Genomic DNA, 19,497 nt, shown 5'->3' with positions numbered 1-19,497 from the left:
AAAGAAAGTCGCCTTGAATTCATCCTAGACTCTCTAGCCGGCTGGAGAGTCTAGAGAATTTTAAAAGTTTTTCGCTAAACTTCAAATTTCTTTACAGACGTAGTATATAAATCGCTAAAAATACAAAATACTACAAAACACTTGTCTGTCGATGCAAGTATGTGTTATCAAGGCTATATAACCTGTTGTTTTCCCCACAATTCTGGGAAAATGACACCCGAGACACGGCTGCTGAACCCAAGTCTCCTACTCTCTTCACAACAAAGGGTCTTTTTTAAGGCTCTATTTGGAGTTTTCATGCAGCCAAAAAATCTCAAACGTCTCCTGCGTGCTTTAGAGCGGCAGGGTTTAGATGTAACTTACAATAATCGCACTTATTCAGTCCGTTTAGTTAATTCTCCTGATGCGCCTGTAGCAGAAGTGTTACTACCAGAAGGCTTCCCCGTAGAAGCTAAGGCACTGAAGCAGTTAGCGAATTTGGCAAGCGTCCGCCACCCGTCAGGTGGATGTGTTTGTCGTGCCTGTGCTACGCCTGACTTTCACCCAGGTGATGCGGGTGTTGCCATTGGTTCAATTGTAGAAACTATGGGTCAAGTCATCCCTGGCGCTGTCGGTTCTGACATCAATTGTGGGATGCGTTTGCATGTTGTTGATTTAACAATTGAGGAATTTCTGGCAAAGCGTGACCAATTCGTAGAAAAGATGAAGGGGGATTACTTCTTCGGTACGCGTGATGTGACCATGACTGCTGATGCAATGCGATCGCTATTTCAGTACGGAGTTCCCGGTTGGCTGGATGCGATGCTAAATCAGCCTACCGGGAGTGTAGTCAAGTCTGATTTGCAACAACTTGCCCAAGAGAGCGATCGCATCTTCTTAGGTGGTTCAATGGATGGTGACTGGAAACTTGCGCCTGAAGAATTGGTTCCCGATGCCGGACTAGTACGCGATGGCGGACTGGCAACCATTGGCGGCGGCAACCATTTTGTAGAAGTGCAACGGGTTGATAAAGTCGAAAATCGCCCACTTGCCCACGCCTGGGGAGTGCGCGAGGGACAACTAGCGTTTATGATTCACTCTGGTTCTCGAAATGTGGGTAAGTATATTGGGGGAATGTGGCGAGATAAAGCTAAGGCGACTTGGCAAAAAGGTCTGAAGTACCCTGATTCTCAGATTTTTCCTCTCTCTACCCATTCTCACCCCGAACTAGTTGCGAGTTACCTGCAAGCTGAAGCCACTGCTGCTAACTATGCCTTTGTCAATCGCCTGCTGTTAGCGGAACTGCTGCGTCTGCGTTTGCGGGAAGTATACAAAGATGTCGAAGCACCTCTAGTTTATGACTTGCCACATAACATCACCTTGCCAGAAGGTCAGGGATGGGTAACACGCAAGGGCGCTTGTCCCGCCCATGTAGGGCAACCAGTGATTATCCCTGGTTCAATGGGTGCTTATTCTTATCTGATGGTGGGTAGAGGCAATCCAGCATTTTGTAATTCTGCCTCACATGGGGCGGGAAGAATTTATTCTCGCTTCGATCTCAACCGCAGAGGTGCATCTCAGAGTGAAGCAGAACTCGGATTAACGGGGGTAGACTGCATTACCCTGCGTCAAGAACGCCGAATTGAAGAAGCACCCGCCGCTTATAAACCGATTCAGTCTGTGATTGATGTGCAGGTTGAGGCAGAAATGGTGGACGTTGTGGCGCGATTGAGTCCGGTGTTGACGTTTAAGGCGTAAGAGATTGTGAATTAGTCAAAGGCAATGAATTATTGCAGCTAGATTTGTCTAAATGCAGTTCAAGAGTTTATTGCCAACTGATTGAACGATAAAGTGTAATTAGGGGAGTAAAAGAAATTTCAGCTTTTACAACCCTATCTCTTCAAATAAGGAACAGCAATTTTATGCAGATGCTCGATATAAACACAGCTAGCCTTCCCCTATCTGTAGTTCGCATTCAAGTAGAAGGGCTTTTTGGTAAGTATACATATACTTTGGCAAAAAAAGATAATAATCCTCACATAGATTCTTCACTAATTATCCTTTATGGTGACAATGGTTCTGGTAAGACGACTATCCTTAAACTTTTATTTCACCTGTTATCAACCAACGTAGGTAAGGGTCATCTTACTTTTTTAGCAAAGACTCCTTTTGCCAACTTTTCAGTTTTTCTAGCTGACGGAACAAGCATTATTGCTAGCCGAAAAAATGATAATTTGATTGGCTCATTTCAATTTAAACTCCTAGAAAAGAATCATGTAATTTTTTCTATTGAAATTCCCGTAGATAATGATGTAAAAGTTATACAAAAAATACAAGAGAATGAACTCTATAAGACCTTTATAAAAATGCGATTGAGTCTGTTTTTTTTAGGTGACGATAGAGTTTTAGATAGTGATATATTTGATGGGCAAGAAGAACTTAAAGATGAAGAAAGATCCAAGCAAATTTGGTTGTCAAGAATGGTTAATCTTCTAGAAGAAAAGCCCAGTTTAAATAGAGAGTTGACGCTGAGGATATCTATTCAAAGAACTGAAGAATGGATTCGTGACCAAGCATTAAGAGGAGCTAATCAAGGAGACGCAAATGTTCATAATATATACGAAGAAATTATTACAAGAATTCTTCAGACTTCAGGAAGTTTAGTCGAAGAAGAATTATCAGAATCACCTGAAATGCTAATCAGTGAGCTAAAAGCTCATGAGGATCGTAGTAAAGATTTTTCTAGTTTTGGGTTAATGTCACCATTAGATACTCAAAAAATTATTAACGTACTAAAATCTAATACTAAAACCGATTCTTCAATTATATCAAGAGTGTTGAAACCTTATTTAGATAGTGTAACAGCACGTTTTGATGCTCTCCAGGATACACAAAATTTATTGACCATTTTTGAAACGACAATCAATAATTTATTTTTTCGTGATAAATATATAAGGTTGCATGTCAGAGACGGACTAAAAATATTTACTGAGGAAGGAGAAGAATTATCTCCAGAAACGCTTTCTTCAGGAGAAAAGCAACTCCTACTACTTTTTTGTAATACTCTGACGGCGAGAGATAAAGCAACAATTTTTCTTATTGATGAGCCAGAAATATCACTAAATATCAAATGGCAGCGTCAACTTATTCATGCATTGCTTGAACTGACAAAAGGAAGCCAAGTTCAATTTATATTAGCTACTCATTCAATTGAATTACTTTCTCAGTACAATAACAATGTCGTTAAGCTTGTGAAGATGGGGAAATAATTGAGAAATGGAGAATGAAACACGACGCACGCTTGACGAACTTGTAACTAGATATGAACTTGCGCCTGATCTGTGTGATATATATGTTGAAGGTAAGACAGATAAGCTATTGATAGAATGGTTTTTAGACCAAAAAGAACATCAAGGTTTCGTTGTTTATGAAATTGATACAGTTGAAATTCCTGCCCAATTATTATTTGAACAAGGATTAAAAGACAATAATCGAAGTCGTGTTATTGCTCTTGCCCTATATATACAAGATAAACTATCAGAAACTCCTCTGCATCTTACATGTATTGCAGATAAAGATTTTGATTTGCTATTTGGCAAAGAGTATCAGTGTAATTTACTATTATTTACTGATTATTCGTGTCTTGAGATATACCTATTTAACGAGGTTGTTTTAGATAAATACCTGCGTTTAGGACTACGTTTATCTCAGCCCAGAGCTAGGGAAGTACTTAATCAAGTATCTAGAGTATTAGAGGATTTATTCTTAATTAGGGCTACCAATGAAGCACTTGAATTAAATATGAGATGGCTTGAAAAATTTGGTGACTGCTGTAATTTGAATAAAAACAATAATCAGATTCAGTTTGATTCCACAACTTTCATTAATAAATATTTAAATAGTAATCGTAATCACTCACAAGAATCGATATTCAGAATTAAACTCGAAGAATTACGTGCAAAAGAACTGATAGAAATACGATATAAAATTCATGGGCATGATTTTACTGAGCTTTTGTGTTGGTACATCAGACCCTATCTGAGGAAGGAAATCAGGAGTTCTTACAATTCAGAGATTCTTGCAGGGAGCTTATTAGTATGTATTGATGTTGAAAAGTTAGCTCAAGAAGTTTTATTTCAGAGCTTACTTGCTCGTATTGGCAGATAATTCAGATGAGCAAGATTGCTTGTAATCTTTCATTTACTATACTAACTTGACACATTAAACATCTCAGCTTTTATCAGTAGTTTATTTTCCTTAACTCGGTCAGAACGCAGTCAACTTTATTGTTAAAAGATTCTTTCCTTGGTGGTGATGAAATCATCAAATGAGAATGGCTTAAATTTGAAGAAGAAGAACTTAAGGAATGTGAATTAAATAACGTCCAAATATGGTTTTTAACCTCACCCCGCCTTTGACAAAAGTCAAAATCTCCCCTCTCCTTAATAAGGAGAGGGGTTGGGGGTGAGGTTTTGAATTTTATTAAATCCCCGTTCCTAAGTGTTTTTAGGTAGTTGCACAGTAAACAAACTACCTTTACCTACTTCAGAGGCTACCTGGATGGTTCCAGCGTGCGCTTCGACAATCCGGTGGGATAGATGTAGCCCTAAGCCACTGCCTGAGCGTTTATTTCTACCTTGGCGAAATCGCTCGAAAATTGTTGCCTGATCTTCTGGCGCAATCCCATATCCTGTATCTTGTACCTCAATTGTTACCAAATCTGGATTTACTGGATGAGGTGATGTTTCCCAAATGCGGATTGTTATGCCTCCTATATCTGTAAATTTGATGGCATTTGCGATCAAGTTGTTTAGTACCCGCCGTAGTTCCAAGCGATCGCCCATAATAATCCCAGCCTTATTACTCAGTGGTTCTAATTCACTGGTATCTATTTCTAGAGTCAAGCCTTTTTCATTAGTTAAAGGACTCAGTTCGCTGACTACTTCTTGAGATATCTCACATAAATCGCATATCTCCCAATTCAACGTTTTTTTACCTGCCTCGAAGCGATAGACTTCTAACAGGGTGTTTACCATGTCCATCAAATTTTGGTTACTGCGAATCATGACTGCGATCGCCTGTTTCATTTCCGGCGAAATTTTGCAGAATGTTTCCATCTCGAACAAATTCAACATGCGATCGGATGCTACTAAGGGAGTTCGCAAATCATGAGTCAGACGAGAAACAAAATCTTCCCGTTGGCGGGCCATTTTTTGCTGTTCGTCAAGACTGTGCTTGAGACGCAATAGCGATCGCACTCTTGCCAGTAGTTCATCAGTATCAAATGGTTTGCGAATAAAATCGTCAGCACCAGCATCCAAACCTTGGACAACGCTGGATTCGTGAAAGGCAGTAATCAGCAGAATTGGAATATAAGAAATTGCAGGGTTCTTCCGAATCCGACGTGTGACTTCATAACCATCTATTCCCGGCATCATCACATCTAACAGAATCAGATCGGGTGGAGATTGTTCAATTTTCCGCAAAGCCTTTATTCCATCTGAAGCTAAATCAATTTCATACCCCTCACTTTCTAAAATTGCTTGAACCAAAATGAGATTATCTTGAATATCGTCAACTGCGAGGATACGATATATTTTATTATCTTCAACTTCAGACATGATTTATCAAGTTTTATCAGTTTCTTTTTGGAACTAATTTATAGTTTAAATTTCGGATATCCTGTTGATGCTTTACTGGCTTGAGAAGATGAATGATGCTGATTTTTAGCAGAGCAAAAAACCCCGTCAGCATCTAACTGTGAAGATCGAGCATCAGTTGCTACATTCGACATTGTGATTTGACGTGGCAATTCAATTTTAAACATTGAACCGATCCCCAATTTGCTCTCAAGAAAAATTTTGCCGCCCATCATTCGTACCAGTGAATCTATAATTGCCAAACCCAAACCTGTACCTGGATATTTGCGAGTGATAGTTTGATCTACTTGCCGAAATGCTTCAAAAATACGTTTAAAATTTTTGGGTGCTATGCCAATACCTGTATCCCCAACCTGAATTACCACTCGATTTTCAGCCAGTTCCTTAACCTCAACCCAAATCTCACCAGACTCGGTGAACTTAATAGCGTTGGAGAGCAAATTCATTAAAATCTGTTTGACACGAATTGGATCATTAAATACCAAAATATTTTGCAAATCCGTTTGCACGAACAATGATAGATTTTTGGCATCAGCTAGGGAACGCAATTCACCAACGGCGAGATTTATTACCTTTGATAGATCAAATATTTCCGCCTTTAAGTCTAATCGTCCTGCCTCCAGCTTAGAAAAATCGAGAACTTCGTTGACTAGCATCAGCAAATGCTTGCCATTATTCAAGATGCGCTCAATCATATCTGCTTGCTGGTGCGTTAGTTGAGTGAACTTGGGACGCAGCAGTATTTGCGAAAAACCAATAATCGCATTCATCGGCGTTCTGAGTTCGTGGGATATAGTTGCCAAAAAATCCGATTTTAGCTTTGATGCCTCCAATAGGTTGAAGTTTTGCATTTGAATATATTGCTCTTGTCTCTCCAATTCTTGGTTCTTACGACTGAGTTGTTCATGAGTTTCTCTGAGCTGCTGGTTTGCTAAAGCTGCCTGCATTTCAGCCCGATAAACCCGAATCGCACTCCGCAAAACTTGTGTCAAGTTTTCTGGAGATATTCTAGACTTAGAAAGATAGTCTGTGGCACCAGCTTTCAATAATTGAACAGCAATTTCTTCATCTCTTTGATCAGTTAAGACTACTAAAGGAACTTTAATTTCTGAAGAACGTAGCTGTTGAATCAAGGTTAGTGCATCCTGGTTTAGTAAGTGATAGTTGAGGAAAACACAATCATAGGCAGTAGTGCTTAAGGCAGAAAACGCATGATTGCCATCGCTTACTTCAGACAGCTCCATTTGAACACCTGCTTTAGTCAGGGCAGAACGGACTGCCATCCGGTCTATTTCCTCAGCGTCTACAACCAAAATTTTCAGCGTCTCTTCCATCGTGTTTTATTTTCGCCGCCAAACATAGGTTGATGTATAACATTTCTTTTTTCAGATTATCCAACTAAATAATATAAGATTTTCGGACATCTAAAATCTGTAACTTGATTGACTAAGGCATTTCGCACAATATCCAATACTTGTTGAGCGTTGTGATTATCTCCACAAAGTTAGGAAAAGTCAAAGGTAAATTCAGTCTGTTGTATCCTGAATCTAATTAATTTACCAAAGTATTGAAATTAAACTCTTAGCAAATCACCAATGGCTTTCAAAAAATTAGCAATTAATAAACCGAAAACTATTGGACTGAATACACTAAACAGAGCTAGATATAAAGTAAAATCAAATACTTTATTTAAGCTTAAAACAATTATAAATGAGTCAGCAAGCGACCGTCGTCAGCCCTTGGTGAGAGTTGCACACCATTATCGTCTACCATAAGCTTGAGCGGTTTCAACCATCAGATTCGTTAGACCAGATGAAAAAGAAAGTACTGCCTATAGCTATTTGTGAATCTGAAGTAATCCTCCCTCCTGGAATTTCGACAATTTTCTTAACGATCGCCAGACCTATGTTACTATTTTCCTAGCGATCGCGGACTTGCACTGTTGGGAAAATTACCAAGAATTCCCTTGAACTTTAGGAAGAATACCATCGAGCCTGACTTTTCACGTTATTGTGGAAAAGAAGAGGGCGAAACCTACATATCCCGTGAAAAGTCAGACCAACAAGCTTCCCCCAAAAGACAACAAATTACTTGACTGCTGGCGATTCCACCAAATTTTAATGCTGTCTGATTCCCTTGCATAAGGATTATTATTGGCTCCATCAATCCGATGAATCCAAAAGTTTGTTTAAAAATCACTCGAAACCATTGTTCACTTTCTCGTAAGGCAACTTTGACCTTTTGTAATTTGTCCATTTTTATAAGCTTTATACAGAATTAACTAATGGAACATACCAACTCAAAGTTGAATTCTAAGCAAGGGGGAACAATTTGGGATTCGTTTCAATATTTCATACTTTTTGTGCAAGTATCCATATATCCCCAGCTAGATTTGTCCTCTATCGAAATATCCAAAAATCGGGTATTTATTATTTCTCTCGGTGGATGCAGACTTTTGGAAATATCATCTATCTTTGGTATGGGAAAATAAGAGATAGCACTTACAAAAGGTAATACATTGAAAGAGGCAAACAGCGAAAAAGTGAGTGTAGCGATGAATGAAATTAGCATTATTTTAATTGAAGATCATGACTTAACGCGAATGGGGCTACGAGCAGCATTACAGTCTCACAGTGCATTGAAAGTAATTGGCGAAGCGGCAAATGCTACCCAAGGATTAAAACTTTTAGAAACGGCAAAGCCAGATGTAGCTGTTGTAGATATCGGCTTGCCTGACATGGATGGCATCGAACTGACCCGTAAATTCAAACGCTACCAAGCTGAAACTGGGCAATCGACTACAAAGATTCTGATCCTGACAATGGATCATACAGAGGATGCTGTACTTGCAGCCTTTGCGGCGGGTGCTGATTCTTATTATATGAAAGAAACAAGTATCAGTAAATTAACGGAGGCAATACAAGCAACTCACGCCGGTAACTCTTGGATTGATCCGGCAATTGCCAACGTGGTATTGCGGAAGATGCGGCAAGGTATTCCTGGAGAGAGCCAAAATTCGGACAAGCCGAAGACTGTAAAAATTGAAGCGCTGGCGACAGAATACGAGCAAGTTTTGGAAACATACCCCCTGACTCAACGGGAATTGGAAATCCTAGAGTTGATTGTAGCTGGGTGTAGCAATGGGCAAATTGCGGAAAAACTCTACATTACAGTTGGTACTGTAAAGACCCATGTTCGCAATATTCTAAATAAACTGTGTGCCGATGACCGTACTCAAGCTGCTGTGAGGGCGCTACGTTCTGGGTTGGTGGCTTGAGGAGTGAGGAGTGAGGAGTGCTGAGTCAGGAGTGCTGAGTGAGGAAGTGAGGGAGTGAGGGAGTGAGTAAGTGGGGGAAATGAGGAAGATTAACCAATGCCCAATGCCCAATGCCCAATGCCCAATCCCCATTCAAAATCGTTCCTGTAAACATTCTGCAATGCGTAGTGCGGCTCCAGATTTACCCATGCGTCGCAGACCATTTTCGGCAATAATTTGCAAAATATCAGGATCTTTGAAGAGGGACTGGACAATCTTGGCAACTTCTGCTGGCTGCTCGACTAAAATCAAAGATGAGCCTAAATGACGACTTTGAGCTTCAGCAAAGGTAGGGTTATATTGTGGCCCATTACCGGGAATCGCGATCGCAGGTTTCCCCAAACCGATAAACTGTTCTGTAGCTGTACCTGCCATTGCGATCGCTAAATCTCCCAAATGCAAGCAATCATTATAGGCTTGTTGTGTCAGCAGTAGATACACATTTCTTTGTTTAAATGTCAAGACATTTGGATCGTGAAGTTGGATAGGAGATGCTGATTCAGTTCGCCAGCCTTGGGATTGCAGACTTTGAGATAAAATATGAGAGTCTAAAGTAGGAGCGATCGCACCTAAAAATACTACTGTGCCAGAAGTGTAAAACACCGAATCTCGCTCCTGGAAACTTGCCATCAAAGCAGATACGGCAATCATAATTGTTTCCCAGTTAGCGTATGCCTCTGGCAGACGGGAACCAGGAAGAAGAGTCACCATAAAAGGCCGAACTGTCTCTTGCTGTTGGCTATCCTGACTATAGAATTGTTGGCGTGAAAACGTCGGTTCTAGACCATCCATCATGGGATTACCCAAATTAAAAGCTGGAATTGGCCATTGTTTTAATATTTCCGTCGTCAGCGCATCTCTAGGAAACACCGCCTGACAACGGCGACGACTCATCAACCAACGTTCCCAAGGATGGTAAACTGAACCGGAAAAGTTTTCCCAACGCGCACCTGAAGATTTCCGTGGTAATAGTCCAGCTTCATCCCGCACATAATATTCAGATTTCGCTGTACCCACAAAAGCATAATTAGCGCCACTGAAAGTTGCAAACAACAGGGGAAGAATATCTCCCACAGCTAAAATCGCTCTTTTATTACCTAATTTTTTTTGAGAACTCACCCAACGGCGGACAGCTTTAATCTGGCTGAGGGTAAGTTGCACTAAACCACCGCGTACATCCCGCGCTAATTGGCGTCCATCCATATAAATAAAGCCGCCAGAAGGCATAGTGCGGACTGAACCGATCAGAGGGATATCCAACTGTTGATAAGCACGTCCTTCACCTACCAGAGGTAAAGCAAAGATTTCTGGTGGGTTTGATTGTCGTTGGAGTTCTTGCAAAATCCGAACTGCAATTACATCTTCCCCATGACCATTACTTAATACAAGTAACCGCAAAGGAGAAGTTGTAGCTTGTGAGTTAGAAGCTAGGGATAACCGAGATAGATTACTCATAGAAACAAAATATCAAAATTAACAGCGATCGCTTGGGCTACACTGTAAATGGTTTTCGTAATCGGGAACTTTCGTAAACTTTTGATGACAAGATTAAGCGGCCAAAGTAATATTTTCCTAAATTTGACAAAAATAGTTGGTAAAACTCACTGGTGTGAGATCCTAGAGACAGTCAATAAAAGCTGAATAGAATGGAACACCATCAGAAGCCAACGGTTGTAATTACGGGTGCCTCTTCGGGCGTGGGTTTGTATGCTGCAAAAGCTCTTGCTGAAAGGGGATGGTATGTGGTGTTAGCCTGTCGGGATTTAGCGAAGGCACAAAAAGCTGCCCAAGCTGTGGAAATTCCCTACAACAGTTATACCAGCATACATATCGACCTTGGCTCCTTGGAAAGCGTTCGACAGTTTGTGAAGAACTTCCGAGCAACTGGCAAGTCCCTAGATGCTTTGGTGTGCAACGCCGCAATTTATATGCCCTTAATAAAGGAGCCGTTACGCAGTCCAGAAGGCTACGAGTTAAGCGTTGCGACAAATCACCTTGGACATTTCCTATTGTGCAACCTAATGCTAGAGGATCTCAAAAAGTCATCTTCAGAGCCAAGGCTCGTCATTTTAGGAACTGTCACTCACAATCCAGACGAGTTGGGTGGGAAGATTCCGCCGCGTCCCGACTTGGGCGAACTAAAAGGCTTTGCAGAAGGGTTTAAAGAGCCAATATCAATGATTGATGGTAAGAAATTTGAACCAGTCAAAGCTTACAAAGATAGTAAGGTTTGCAACGTGCTGACTATGCGGGAACTGCATGAGCGCTATCACGAGTCAACCGGTATCGTCTTCAATTCTCTCTATCCGGGATGTGTTGCAGAAACGCCGCTATTTAGAAACCACTATCCTCTGTTTCAGAAAATTTTCCCATTATTTCAGAAGTACATCACTGGGGGATATGTGTCTCAGGAGTTGGCGGGAGAACGGGTTGCGGCGGTAGTTGCCGATCCTGAGTATAATCAATCGGGTGTTTATTGGAGTTGGGGAAATCGGCAAAAAAAAGATGGTAAGTCCTTTGTTCAAAAGGTTTCTCCTCAAGCCCGCGATGACGACAAAGGCGATCGGATGTGGGAATTAAGCGCAAAGTTGGTTGGACTTGCGTGATTGGCATAGGGCTTGGCGTTACTATGCGTGTATATAAGCAATGGTTGAGGTGATTTTAAGTCACCTCTGACTTTATTGATAGTTTTATTGAAATTACGCTATACAGCCAATACAGTTTTGGAAAAAGCTGGTATTAATGCTAACAGTAATAAATCATAGAGAGTGTAAAGTTGGAGACAAGGGAAACGATATGGCACTTAACGATTTCAGATCAGTATTTTTTCCTTATTGCATTGAAAAACAACCTGATGGAGGATACATAGTGCTTAATAGGGAATACAAGCCAGTTGGTTTTAAGACCACGGAACACATCGAGTATGAAAAGTATCCTATTTGTGTTGAATTGAAAGGTCTACGTTCAGCAACAGCAGGAAAACTTTCTTGGAATGGTGATTCAAGTACAGACAAAATTTACCTGTACAACGATGGTTGTGTTCCAACCAAGAGTAATGAACACATGAAGAATTATCTGAAACGCCTAGAGATATTGGCAAAGCTTAAAGTAGTTCATTAGTTAACGCGGTGTGCAACTTTCTCTCAAGCCTAACCCCCAGCCCCAACCCTGGCCAGGGTTGGGGAGCAAAACTTAAAGCCTCTCTCCGCTTCGGGGAGAGGTTTGGAGAGGGGTTTTAAGAAAAAGTCGCACATCGCGTTAGTTAGGCAATGACAATTAGTTTATCACACCTCTAGATGAGGTTTTTCCTTCTCAATCTTGAAGTCAAGGGTTGGGTTTTAGCGTCAGTGCGATGTCTATGACGGGCTACGCCTACACATTCTTCCAAACTATAATCACAGTAAAGATATGCGATAAATTATCTAAATATTTCCTATGGAAACTGCCATGTCTTCCCTAAAGGCGCATTCCCAAACTTTATATGAGACTGATTACTTGCAATGGATAGAAACGACTGTGGAAAAATTGCAAAGTCAGGACTACGCGAACGTGGACTGGGAAAACCTCATCGAAGAAATTGCCGACATGGGAAGGAGTGAGCGTCGGAGTCTCAAGAGTAATCTGATTATAATTCTGGTGCATTTGCTCAAATGGCAATTCCAACCAGAAAAAAGAAGCGGTAGTTGGGAAGGAAGCATTATTGAACATCGTAGACGTGTCAAAGAAGCTCTAGATGATTCGCCTAGTCTCAAATCCGATCTTGAGAGCATTTTTGGTGAGTGTTATGCACAAGCGGTTAAGCAAGCAAAAGCTGAAACTGGTTTGTCAGTGAAATCCTTTCCTTTGATCTGTCCATACCAGCTACCAGAAGTCACAAATGATGAGTTTTTACCTCACTAAGCACTGAATCGGGCTGTATGTGCCGCTTCACTCTCTCTACAGTTATATATCTCCATTCTCTGGTCTTGACTTCTACCTGGAGAAAGATATATAATAAAAATTGCATAGAAGGGGAGTAGCTGCTGGCAAAAAAAATAAAATGCCAGTACATCTGAATCAACATACTGGCGATGAGCCTGGTTCAGGTGGCAAATAATCAATATTTGAAAGCGAGACCTTCACTAAGTTCACACCGAAAAGTGTGAAACTTGGTGAGGTCTTTTGGTTCTCATCAAGCTTCACATCGGTAAACGATTCTTCAGGAGCTTGAGAGAGTGTTAACAGCTTTTACCGCAGCTTTATTATTAATTACAGTTTCAGAACTAGGCGATAAAACGTTTTTTATCGCCGTGATTTTGGCAATGCACCACCCCCGGCGGCTGGTATTTACAGGTGTTACAGCTGCTTTAGCCGCGATGACAATCCTTTCGGTGGTATTTGGACAAGTGGTATCTTTGTTGCCAAAAGCTTATATCCATTACGCCGAAATAGCTTTATTTATTGCCTTTGGTATCAAGCTGCTGTATGACGCTAGTAAGATGTCTGCTGCTTGTGATCGAGAAGTTGTAGAAGAAGCGGAAGCTGCGGTGAAAAAAGCAGATTTGCAGCTACCCAAGCAAAAGACCTCCTTGGGAATTGTAATAGAAGCGTTTGTGTTGACATTTATGGGAGAGTGGGGCGATCGCACGCAAATAGCCACCATTGCCCTAGCAGCAGGTAATAATCCAATTGGAGTCACAATAGGTGCAATTTTAGGACATGCCATTTGTGCTGCGCTCGCAGTTATCGGCGGCAAAATGATTGCCGGACGCATTTCTGAGCGTCAACTCACCCTGATTGGCGGATGCCTGTTTTTGGTTTTTGGTGTCGTTGCTGCCATTGAGGGAGCGTGAGGGGAAGAAGCAGGAAGCAGGGAGCAGGGGGAGTGAGGGAGTGAGGGAGAAGAATTAATAACCAATGCCCAATGCCCAATGCCCAATGCCCAATGCCCAATGCCCATTACTTAGGAGTACTTTTCAATGAAGGCGTGGGAGATGCAGCAGGATTAGGAATGGGGGAAAACGTCGCTGCCTTATTAATTTCGTCTTTGTATTGAGCAGGTGCTAAAGCTGCGGCATGATCAAAGAAAGGTTTTGCATCTGCGTCTTTACCCTGTTGTTTCAGGAGCATCGCTTTTGCCACAACGGGGCGAAAATCCTTGGGATCTTTCTTAATTGCCTGATCATATACAGAACTAGCTTGAGCGTAGCGTTTCTGGGAAGCGTGAACAGAACCTAACAGCACCTGCACGGCTACTGTATCTACACTTCCAGGCTGAATTGTATTTATTTGGGCTGCGTTAGAAAGGGTTTCTTGCAACAAACCAATGGCTGCTTCGGGACGTTGCTGACTGATCAACAGACCCACCATTCCTTGTAAAGCCTTCAAATCGCCTGGTTTCGTGGATAAAATCGAACGATAAGCTTGAGCAGCTCCTTCGCGATCGCCAATTTGCTGTTTGGCTTGAGCCAGTAGCACTGAATATTCTGACTGTTCGGGATTCAGCTTGGCTAGCTTTTCTAGGGGTTCAATGACGACTTGGATATCAGCTGGTTTAACCTCATTTTTTTCTTTTTGACTCAGTAGTTGTAGCCGCGCCTGTAATAAGCCCTTAAGTGCAGTCTGATTTTCTGGTTCCCTTTGCAAAACCTGTTCGTAACCCCGTACTTCGTCTTCCAATTTTGATTTTTGGTCAGAGGAGGACAAGCTGCCTCTGGTGCTAGTGGTATTCTGGCTTGAGGGTGGCGTATTATTAAATGCTCCAATTATGGGAATCACCGAAACACCCACAAAAGCAACAATTGCCAGCGCCAAGACGACTTGAACTATCCAGCGATTGCGTGTTTGAGTCACAGTTTTGTCTTTCTCCTAAACTCTAATGACATTATCATTTACACAAATCGTAAAGTTAAAAATTTCCAAAACTTTGCGGAATACTGCCAATTGCCTGTGAATTTTATAACAATTAACTATCCACACTGCTAAAGTAAGTGATGACTTTAGGAGGAGCCGTCAGAATTGTAGCTATGATATGCTTCCGAAACTAGTGTTGAGGTCCTAAATTACACATTTAGTGTATAAACACTAAATTTAGCGCCTTTAGGATTGTTTTAGAGTAGTCTGGTGTGACTTTGTGAAAAGTAAATATACTTTCATCTGTCGTACAAATGCTCTTTCCAGCTGCCTTTGTAAAATCCCACAATGGGATGTGTCTGTGCCACAAGGAGTTTTTATGAATTCCGACCTGATGCCGTTGCCTGAATCCTCTAATTCTTCTGCCTCTAACCAGGGCCCAACTAACATAGAGGCAGCCGCTAATGTTCACATAGCCGCCCAGTCCTCTAAAGAAGTTGAAAATTCGCCTGTCAATCCCATTGAGACTGACTCAAATGGGAACTTGATCAATCGACAGCAACCGATTCCGCCTCCCAGTGAGCCGATGCAATATCGAGCGATCGGGTTAGTCCGGGGTCGCTATCATGCTAGCAGCGAACAATTTACTCAAGGTACGCTGCTAACCGCAGATGGTGTAGAACTCAATGCCGTCCTCCTAGGCCGGATTATGAGCTTAGTCAAGAATCATCTAGACTTAGAAAAAGAACACTTGTGGGTAGTATATCCACGTACAAGACAAGAAAATGATACCTTGCATATCCAAATCGTCGGAGTTTGGGAGCCAGAAAATCTGGCTAAAAACTCAACAGATGAGGACGAGTCAGATTTGGAGTTGCAAGAGTTAGAGACAACCGATGATGGCTTATCCGAAAACTCTGAATTAAGTACAACTACCCTGATACCCTCATCAGAAGTTGCAGATGGTGGTTTTTCTGTTCGTGGTGAAGTAGTATACCAGTCTTTTGATGCTAAAAGCTTGGTAGTCAAAATTAGGCAGGCTCCACGGAAATCAACTGATAAACCTAAGTATTTTAAGTTGAAATTGAGGGGTGTGCTGACCACCAAAGCAGTAGGAAAGTTCTGGGACTTCCAAGCCAAGCGGGAAGCTGACGTTTTGATAGTAGAAAAAGCTGAGGCGATCGCTGACTTGCCCAAAAAACGCAAACCACCATTCAAAGGTGGACTTCGTGCTGGTGGTGCTGGTGGCTTTGGTGGTGCTGGTGGTAGAAAACCATTCCCCCCCAGACGCAGTGGCGAAACCCCTCGTCCCATCAAGAAAACAGGCGCAGGCGGCGACCCCTCTGTGGTGTCAAAACCTATACCAAAAACGCCCGCTCCTAAACCCATCAAGCGACCAAAACCAACTCAAGATTAGGGCATGGGGCAAAACAGTTCCGAGTTCTGAGTTGCGAGTTCTGAGTAAAGAAGTGAGATTTCCCACTCAGCACTCAGCACTCCCCAGGATCAAAAATCCGTCCGACGGTCTTGGGGTAGAAAAGATCGCTCCATCGGAATTGGGGAAACTGGTTCTGTAAGGGTAAACGTACCTGCTTCGATCCACTTTTTCAACTCTAGGGCGACTTGCCTAGAAAAAAACAAACTCGCTAAGGGGGCAGAGCGTACTGCTTTGCCCTCAATGGTGATCCGCCCAGATTTGAGTTGGGCGTAACTCACCAAACCAAAGGTGGGACGGACGCGCCGGGGAATAGAAAAATCGACTATTGGGGCTACTAAGTCTTTATCCTGCACAGCACAGTGTTCAACTACTTGTTCATTTAATACAGGGAGTGGTACACCAACGCCTAACATCAATGAGGGTCCATAACTTTTGAAGTAACACCCCCGCACCCAATGAGCATCCATTTGCTTGGCATCACCAATTAAAGCTAAAGTGGCGCAAGGCCCAATCGGTGTACGATTAGCTAAACGCTTTTGTAAGGGGAAGTGCTGAGTGCCTTCCCAAGCGACATAGCCAACACCGCCGCCTAAAAAAATTCGAGTACCTATACCAACGAGTTGCAAATCGGGGTCGTTGAGTAAGGGTGAAATAGCACCAGGGTTAGAGTAAACGGCATTCCCCAGACGCGGTTGTAAAGGACCGAGATAGGTGAAGAGGGGGCGATCGCCACCATTTACACCAACAATAAAATTTTGATAAAGATTGCGCGGATTAAATAAATAAAACTGATTAATCGTTTCACTGGTAATCGTAGTTTCAAAATTTGCTCTGGGGTAACAATCTGTTACTTGTCCTTGCGCTTTTACGTGTATAGGTTTACCAGCGATTAAATCTTCAATTACATGACCCCCGCCACGTTCTCGGATTTCTTCCCCGTCCATCGCTTCCATAGCACAACTCGCACCCAAATATAAATCTACTGCCCCAAAACCAGAGTATGCTGGCACGCCATCTAACCAGCAACGGCGAATTTTTATCGGGGGGTCAGTGTGTCCCAGATTGATAATTGCACCACTTGATTCCATCGGCTCAAAGGTGCCAGTGGTAATTACATCAACTTCTTTAGCAGCTTTAGTAACACCGATTTCTACAACTCGTGCTTTTAATTCTTCAGTTGTCAACACTACCGCACGTTGGCGGCTGATTTTCTCGTTAATTTCTGCAATTGTTCGCATCTTATCAGTGCTAGAGCCTCGGTCAAGTAATACGGATTAACAAAAAAGAAATGTTGTGATGTGACGAAAAACAGGAATAGTAAAGACGCGATCGTTAATTAAGGAGTTTAACAAGCTTGTTGGTTAGAAGTTACATTTTGCATCCGTGCAATTACATGGAGATTGTGAACTGCTGCAACACAACGTGAATCAAATAAGTTCTGACGCCAACCGAGATAACGAGCGCGATTTCCAAGAATCGACCGATATGAGCCAAAGTATGTTCTACTTGGGTTCGTTCTCGGAGCTTTTACTAGTCCTTTTCTTTCACCAACTTCCTCAGCTTCCCGAATAGCCCGTGATTCTTCCAAATTCAGTCCTAACATCGCTTGAATTTCCTCTCGACTTAAGGTAGAAAACTTGTAGACGATAATCGTCGTCACTAAATCAATTATCGCTTGCTCCGATTGTTGCCGTGCTTGCTCCAGCAAAAACCGCGCCCCTTCATCTGCTTCCGTTTCAGAAGTAACATTTGTCAGCAACATCAAACCCAATCCCAAAGGTTGTTCTCGCAAATCCCCCAACTCATCCAGATAAACCCGCCTAACTTGACCACTTTCCAACAAAGCGCGGTGAATGTTTGAGTTGGAGGGTTCCAGGCTGCCAGAGCCAAAAATTATGACTCCAAACCAGTCATCGTAACGGATTGAGTGGCGGTAGAGAAACAAAAACAACTCACTAAAGAAGCGGTGATAGAAGTCTTCGTCTTTCTGAAACTGGACTTCAGCATAAAAAGACGGTTTTGGAAACTGCATTAGCCGGAGGTAAAAACACTCCATCAATCCGAAACGCCGTTTCTTTCACTTCAACTGATTCAAACTGGTAGTTCTCCGCTTCTGCGGGTGGTTCATCTACTAATTCAAACAGCAAAAGAGGAAATAGCTTAAATAATTTCTAGAAGATGGGTCACGTCGCATTTTTATTCCTCAACACACAATTACCAGATTGTTAAGGCTTGAGACACCAATTTTAGCGTAGGCGTAGCCCAGCGCAGGTATCGCTTGTCCCCAAGACCGCGATAAAATTCTCAAGCACAACAGCGCACTCCATACCAATGCAAATTAACTGGCAAACTGCCAAAACCTACGAAGACATTCTGTATCAAAAAAACGATGGCATTGCGAAAATCACCATCAACCGCCCCCACAAACGCAATGCTTTCCGTCCTAAAACTGTCTTTGAACTGTACGACGCTTTCTGTAATGCTCGTGAAGATACTACTATTGGTGTTGTCCTATTTACTGGTTATGGCCCACACACTGATGGCAAATATGCCTTCTGTTCGGGTGGCGATCAAAGTGTGCGCGGACATGGGGGTTATGTGGACGAAACTGGCATTCCCCGGTTGAATGTGCTGGACTTACAACGTCTGATTCGTTCCATGCCAAAAGTGGTAATTGCTTTAGTAGCTGGATATGCGATCGGTGGTGGACACGTTCTACACTTGATTTGCGACCTTACCATCGCTGCCGATAACGCCATTTTCGGGCAGACTGGCCCCAAAGTCGGCAGTTTCGACGGTGGCTTTGGAGCCAGCTACCTCGCCCGCATCGTGGGGCAAAAAAAAGCTAGAGAAATTTGGTTTCTCTGCCGCCAATATGATGCCCAACAAGCTCTAGAAATGGGCTTAATTAATTGCGTCGTCCCAGTTGAAGAACTAGAAGCCGAAGGTATTCAATGGGCGCAGGAGATTTTAGAAAAAAGTCCGATCGCAATTCGGTGTCTCAAAGCTGCCTTCAATGCTGATTGTGACGGACAAGCTGGTTTACAAGAGCTAGCTGGTAATGCCACCCTACTCTATTACATGACAGAAGAAGGGTCTGAGGGCAAACAAGCCTTTCTCGAAAAGCGTCCACCAGATTTTCGCTCTTTTCCTTGGCTACCTTAGAATTGCAAAAATCGCACCCTTTATTGAGGTGCGATTTTTGTAGATGTCAACGTTTACAGCACTAAATATCTTAAAAACAAATCTTATCTTAAGCAAACTACAAAATC

At 42.2% G+C, this 19,497-nt stretch carries 16 protein-coding genes and 2 pseudogenes; 10 read left to right on the top strand and 8 right to left on the bottom strand.

What is annotated here, in order from left to right:
- The first annotated feature begins 297 nt into the window (after positions 1 to 297).
- The 3 genes from V7K31_RS21010 (at position 298) to V7K31_RS21000 (ending at position 4,146) form a co-directional block, all read left to right on the top strand.
- A complete protein-coding gene (locus V7K31_RS21010; protein WP_335096600.1) occupies positions 298 to 1,737 on the top strand; it encodes an RtcB family protein in 1,440 nt (479 codons plus the stop codon).
- A gap of 164 nt (positions 1,738 to 1,901) precedes the next feature.
- Complete coding sequence (locus V7K31_RS21005; RefSeq protein ID WP_335096599.1) at positions 1,902 to 3,248, top strand: AAA family ATPase; 1,347 nt, start codon at positions 1,902 to 1,904, stop codon at positions 3,246 to 3,248.
- A 7-nt stretch (positions 3,249 to 3,255) separates the two neighbouring features.
- The gene (locus V7K31_RS21000) at positions 3,256 to 4,146 is read left to right on the top strand and encodes a hypothetical protein (protein WP_335096598.1); all 891 of its coding nucleotides are present in this window, start codon (positions 3,256 to 3,258) and stop codon (positions 4,144 to 4,146) included.
- A 329-nt stretch (positions 4,147 to 4,475) separates the two neighbouring features.
- On the opposite strand, the gene V7K31_RS20995 is transcribed toward V7K31_RS21000, so the two are convergent.
- From V7K31_RS20995 to V7K31_RS20985, 3 genes are all read right to left on the bottom strand, one after another.
- Positions 4,476 to 5,600 (bottom strand): hybrid sensor histidine kinase/response regulator, encoded by a 1,125-nt coding sequence (locus tag V7K31_RS20995; RefSeq protein ID WP_335096597.1) that lies wholly within the window; start codon positions 5,598 to 5,600, stop codon positions 4,476 to 4,478.
- 38 nt (positions 5,601 to 5,638) lie between these two features.
- Entirely contained in the window at positions 5,639 to 6,973 is a 1,335-nt protein-coding gene (locus V7K31_RS20990) for an ATP-binding response regulator (RefSeq protein WP_335096596.1), read from the bottom strand.
- Between the two features lie 700 nt (positions 6,974 to 7,673).
- Positions 7,674 to 7,895 (bottom strand): hypothetical protein, encoded by a 222-nt coding sequence (locus V7K31_RS20985; RefSeq protein WP_335096595.1) that lies wholly within the window; start codon positions 7,893 to 7,895, stop codon positions 7,674 to 7,676.
- 298 nt (positions 7,896 to 8,193) lie between these two features.
- Between V7K31_RS20985 and V7K31_RS20980 the strand changes: the two genes are divergently transcribed.
- Entirely contained in the window at positions 8,194 to 8,916 is a 723-nt protein-coding gene (locus V7K31_RS20980) for a response regulator transcription factor (protein WP_300412224.1), read from the top strand.
- 132 nt (positions 8,917 to 9,048) lie between these two features.
- Here V7K31_RS20980 and V7K31_RS20975 read toward each other — a convergent pair whose 3' ends face one another.
- Positions 9,049 to 10,410, bottom strand: coding sequence for a lipid-A-disaccharide synthase-related protein (locus V7K31_RS20975; protein WP_335096594.1), 1,362 nt, complete (start codon positions 10,408 to 10,410; stop codon positions 9,049 to 9,051).
- Between the two features lie 191 nt (positions 10,411 to 10,601).
- On the opposite strand from V7K31_RS20975, the gene V7K31_RS20970 reads away from it, so the two are divergent.
- The 4 genes from V7K31_RS20970 (at position 10,602) to V7K31_RS20955 (ending at position 13,787) form a co-directional block, all read left to right on the top strand.
- Entirely contained in the window at positions 10,602 to 11,561 is a 960-nt protein-coding gene (locus tag V7K31_RS20970; RefSeq protein ID WP_335096593.1) for a protochlorophyllide reductase, read from the top strand.
- Between the two features lie 190 nt (positions 11,562 to 11,751).
- A complete protein-coding gene (locus V7K31_RS20965; RefSeq protein ID WP_335096591.1) occupies positions 11,752 to 12,075 on the top strand; it encodes a hypothetical protein in 324 nt (107 codons plus the stop codon).
- A 315-nt stretch (positions 12,076 to 12,390) separates the two neighbouring features.
- Positions 12,391 to 12,855, top strand: coding sequence for a DUF29 domain-containing protein (locus tag V7K31_RS20960; protein WP_335096590.1), 465 nt, complete (start codon positions 12,391 to 12,393; stop codon positions 12,853 to 12,855).
- 314 nt (positions 12,856 to 13,169) lie between these two features.
- Positions 13,170 to 13,787 (top strand): TMEM165/GDT1 family protein, encoded by a 618-nt coding sequence (locus V7K31_RS20955; RefSeq protein WP_335096589.1) that lies wholly within the window; start codon positions 13,170 to 13,172, stop codon positions 13,785 to 13,787.
- 106 nt (positions 13,788 to 13,893) lie between these two features.
- Here V7K31_RS20955 and V7K31_RS20950 read toward each other — a convergent pair whose 3' ends face one another.
- Positions 13,894 to 14,787: a tetratricopeptide repeat protein gene (locus tag V7K31_RS20950; RefSeq protein WP_335096587.1), complete on the bottom strand. Its 894-nt coding sequence runs from the start codon at positions 14,785 to 14,787 to the stop codon at positions 13,894 to 13,896.
- 379 nt (positions 14,788 to 15,166) lie between these two features.
- On the opposite strand from V7K31_RS20950, the gene V7K31_RS20945 reads away from it, so the two are divergent.
- Complete coding sequence (locus V7K31_RS20945) at positions 15,167 to 16,204, top strand: hypothetical protein (protein WP_335096585.1); 1,038 nt, start codon at positions 15,167 to 15,169, stop codon at positions 16,202 to 16,204.
- 89 nt (positions 16,205 to 16,293) lie between these two features.
- Here the strand turns inward: V7K31_RS20945 and V7K31_RS20940 are convergent, their stop codons facing one another.
- The 3 genes and pseudogenes from V7K31_RS20940 to V7K31_RS20930 all read right to left on the bottom strand — a co-directional run.
- Complete coding sequence (locus tag V7K31_RS20940; protein WP_335096584.1) at positions 16,294 to 17,463, bottom strand: homocysteine biosynthesis protein; 1,170 nt, start codon at positions 17,461 to 17,463, stop codon at positions 16,294 to 16,296.
- A gap of 107 nt (positions 17,464 to 17,570) precedes the next feature.
- Positions 17,571 to 17,752: pseudogene (locus tag V7K31_RS20935) on the bottom strand (IS5/IS1182 family transposase); the annotation flags it as partial.
- Between the two features lie 7 nt (positions 17,753 to 17,759).
- Positions 17,760 to 18,372, bottom strand: a pseudogene (locus V7K31_RS20930) (Rpn family recombination-promoting nuclease/putative transposase); the annotation flags it as partial.
- 184 nt (positions 18,373 to 18,556) lie between these two features.
- Between V7K31_RS20930 and menB the strand changes: the two are divergent.
- On the top strand, positions 18,557 to 19,390 hold the full coding sequence (gene menB / locus V7K31_RS20925; RefSeq protein ID WP_335096583.1) for a 1,4-dihydroxy-2-naphthoyl-CoA synthase: 834 nt from the start codon (positions 18,557 to 18,559) through the stop codon (positions 19,388 to 19,390).
- Positions 19,391 to 19,497: the final 107 nt, after the last annotated feature.

Origin of the sequence: Nostoc sp., assembly GCF_036917675.1 — a bacterium.
Taxonomy (GTDB): Bacteria; Cyanobacteriota; Cyanobacteriia; order Cyanobacteriales; family Nostocaceae; genus Nostoc.
This window is presented reverse-complemented; position numbering and strand designations above follow the sequence as displayed.

Coding starts and splice junctions, on each gene's coding strand:
- V7K31_RS21010 (WP_335096600.1), top strand. CDS start 298: ATGCAGCCAAAAAATCTCAAACGTCTCCTGCGTGCTTTAGAGCGGCAG.
- V7K31_RS21005 (WP_335096599.1), top strand. CDS start 1,902: ATGCAGATGCTCGATATAAACACAGCTAGCCTTCCCCTATCTGTAGTT.
- V7K31_RS21000 (WP_335096598.1), top strand. CDS start 3,256: ATGGAGAATGAAACACGACGCACGCTTGACGAACTTGTAACTAGATAT.
- V7K31_RS20995 (WP_335096597.1), bottom strand. CDS start 5,600: ATGTCTGAAGTTGAAGATAATAAAATATATCGTATCCTCGCAGTTGAC.
- V7K31_RS20990 (WP_335096596.1), bottom strand. CDS start 6,973: ATGGAAGAGACGCTGAAAATTTTGGTTGTAGACGCTGAGGAAATAGAC.
- V7K31_RS20985 (WP_335096595.1), bottom strand. CDS start 7,895: ATGGACAAATTACAAAAGGTCAAAGTTGCCTTACGAGAAAGTGAACAA.
- V7K31_RS20980 (WP_300412224.1), top strand. CDS start 8,194: ATGAATGAAATTAGCATTATTTTAATTGAAGATCATGACTTAACGCGA.
- V7K31_RS20975 (WP_335096594.1), bottom strand. CDS start 10,410: ATGAGTAATCTATCTCGGTTATCCCTAGCTTCTAACTCACAAGCTACA.
- V7K31_RS20970 (WP_335096593.1), top strand. CDS start 10,602: ATGGAACACCATCAGAAGCCAACGGTTGTAATTACGGGTGCCTCTTCG.
- V7K31_RS20965 (WP_335096591.1), top strand. CDS start 11,752: ATGGCACTTAACGATTTCAGATCAGTATTTTTTCCTTATTGCATTGAA.
- V7K31_RS20960 (WP_335096590.1), top strand. CDS start 12,391: ATGGAAACTGCCATGTCTTCCCTAAAGGCGCATTCCCAAACTTTATAT.
- V7K31_RS20945 (WP_335096585.1), top strand. CDS start 15,167: ATGAATTCCGACCTGATGCCGTTGCCTGAATCCTCTAATTCTTCTGCC.
- V7K31_RS20940 (WP_335096584.1), bottom strand. CDS start 17,463: ATGCGAACAATTGCAGAAATTAACGAGAAAATCAGCCGCCAACGTGCG.
- menB (WP_335096583.1), top strand. CDS start 18,557: ATGCAAATTAACTGGCAAACTGCCAAAACCTACGAAGACATTCTGTAT.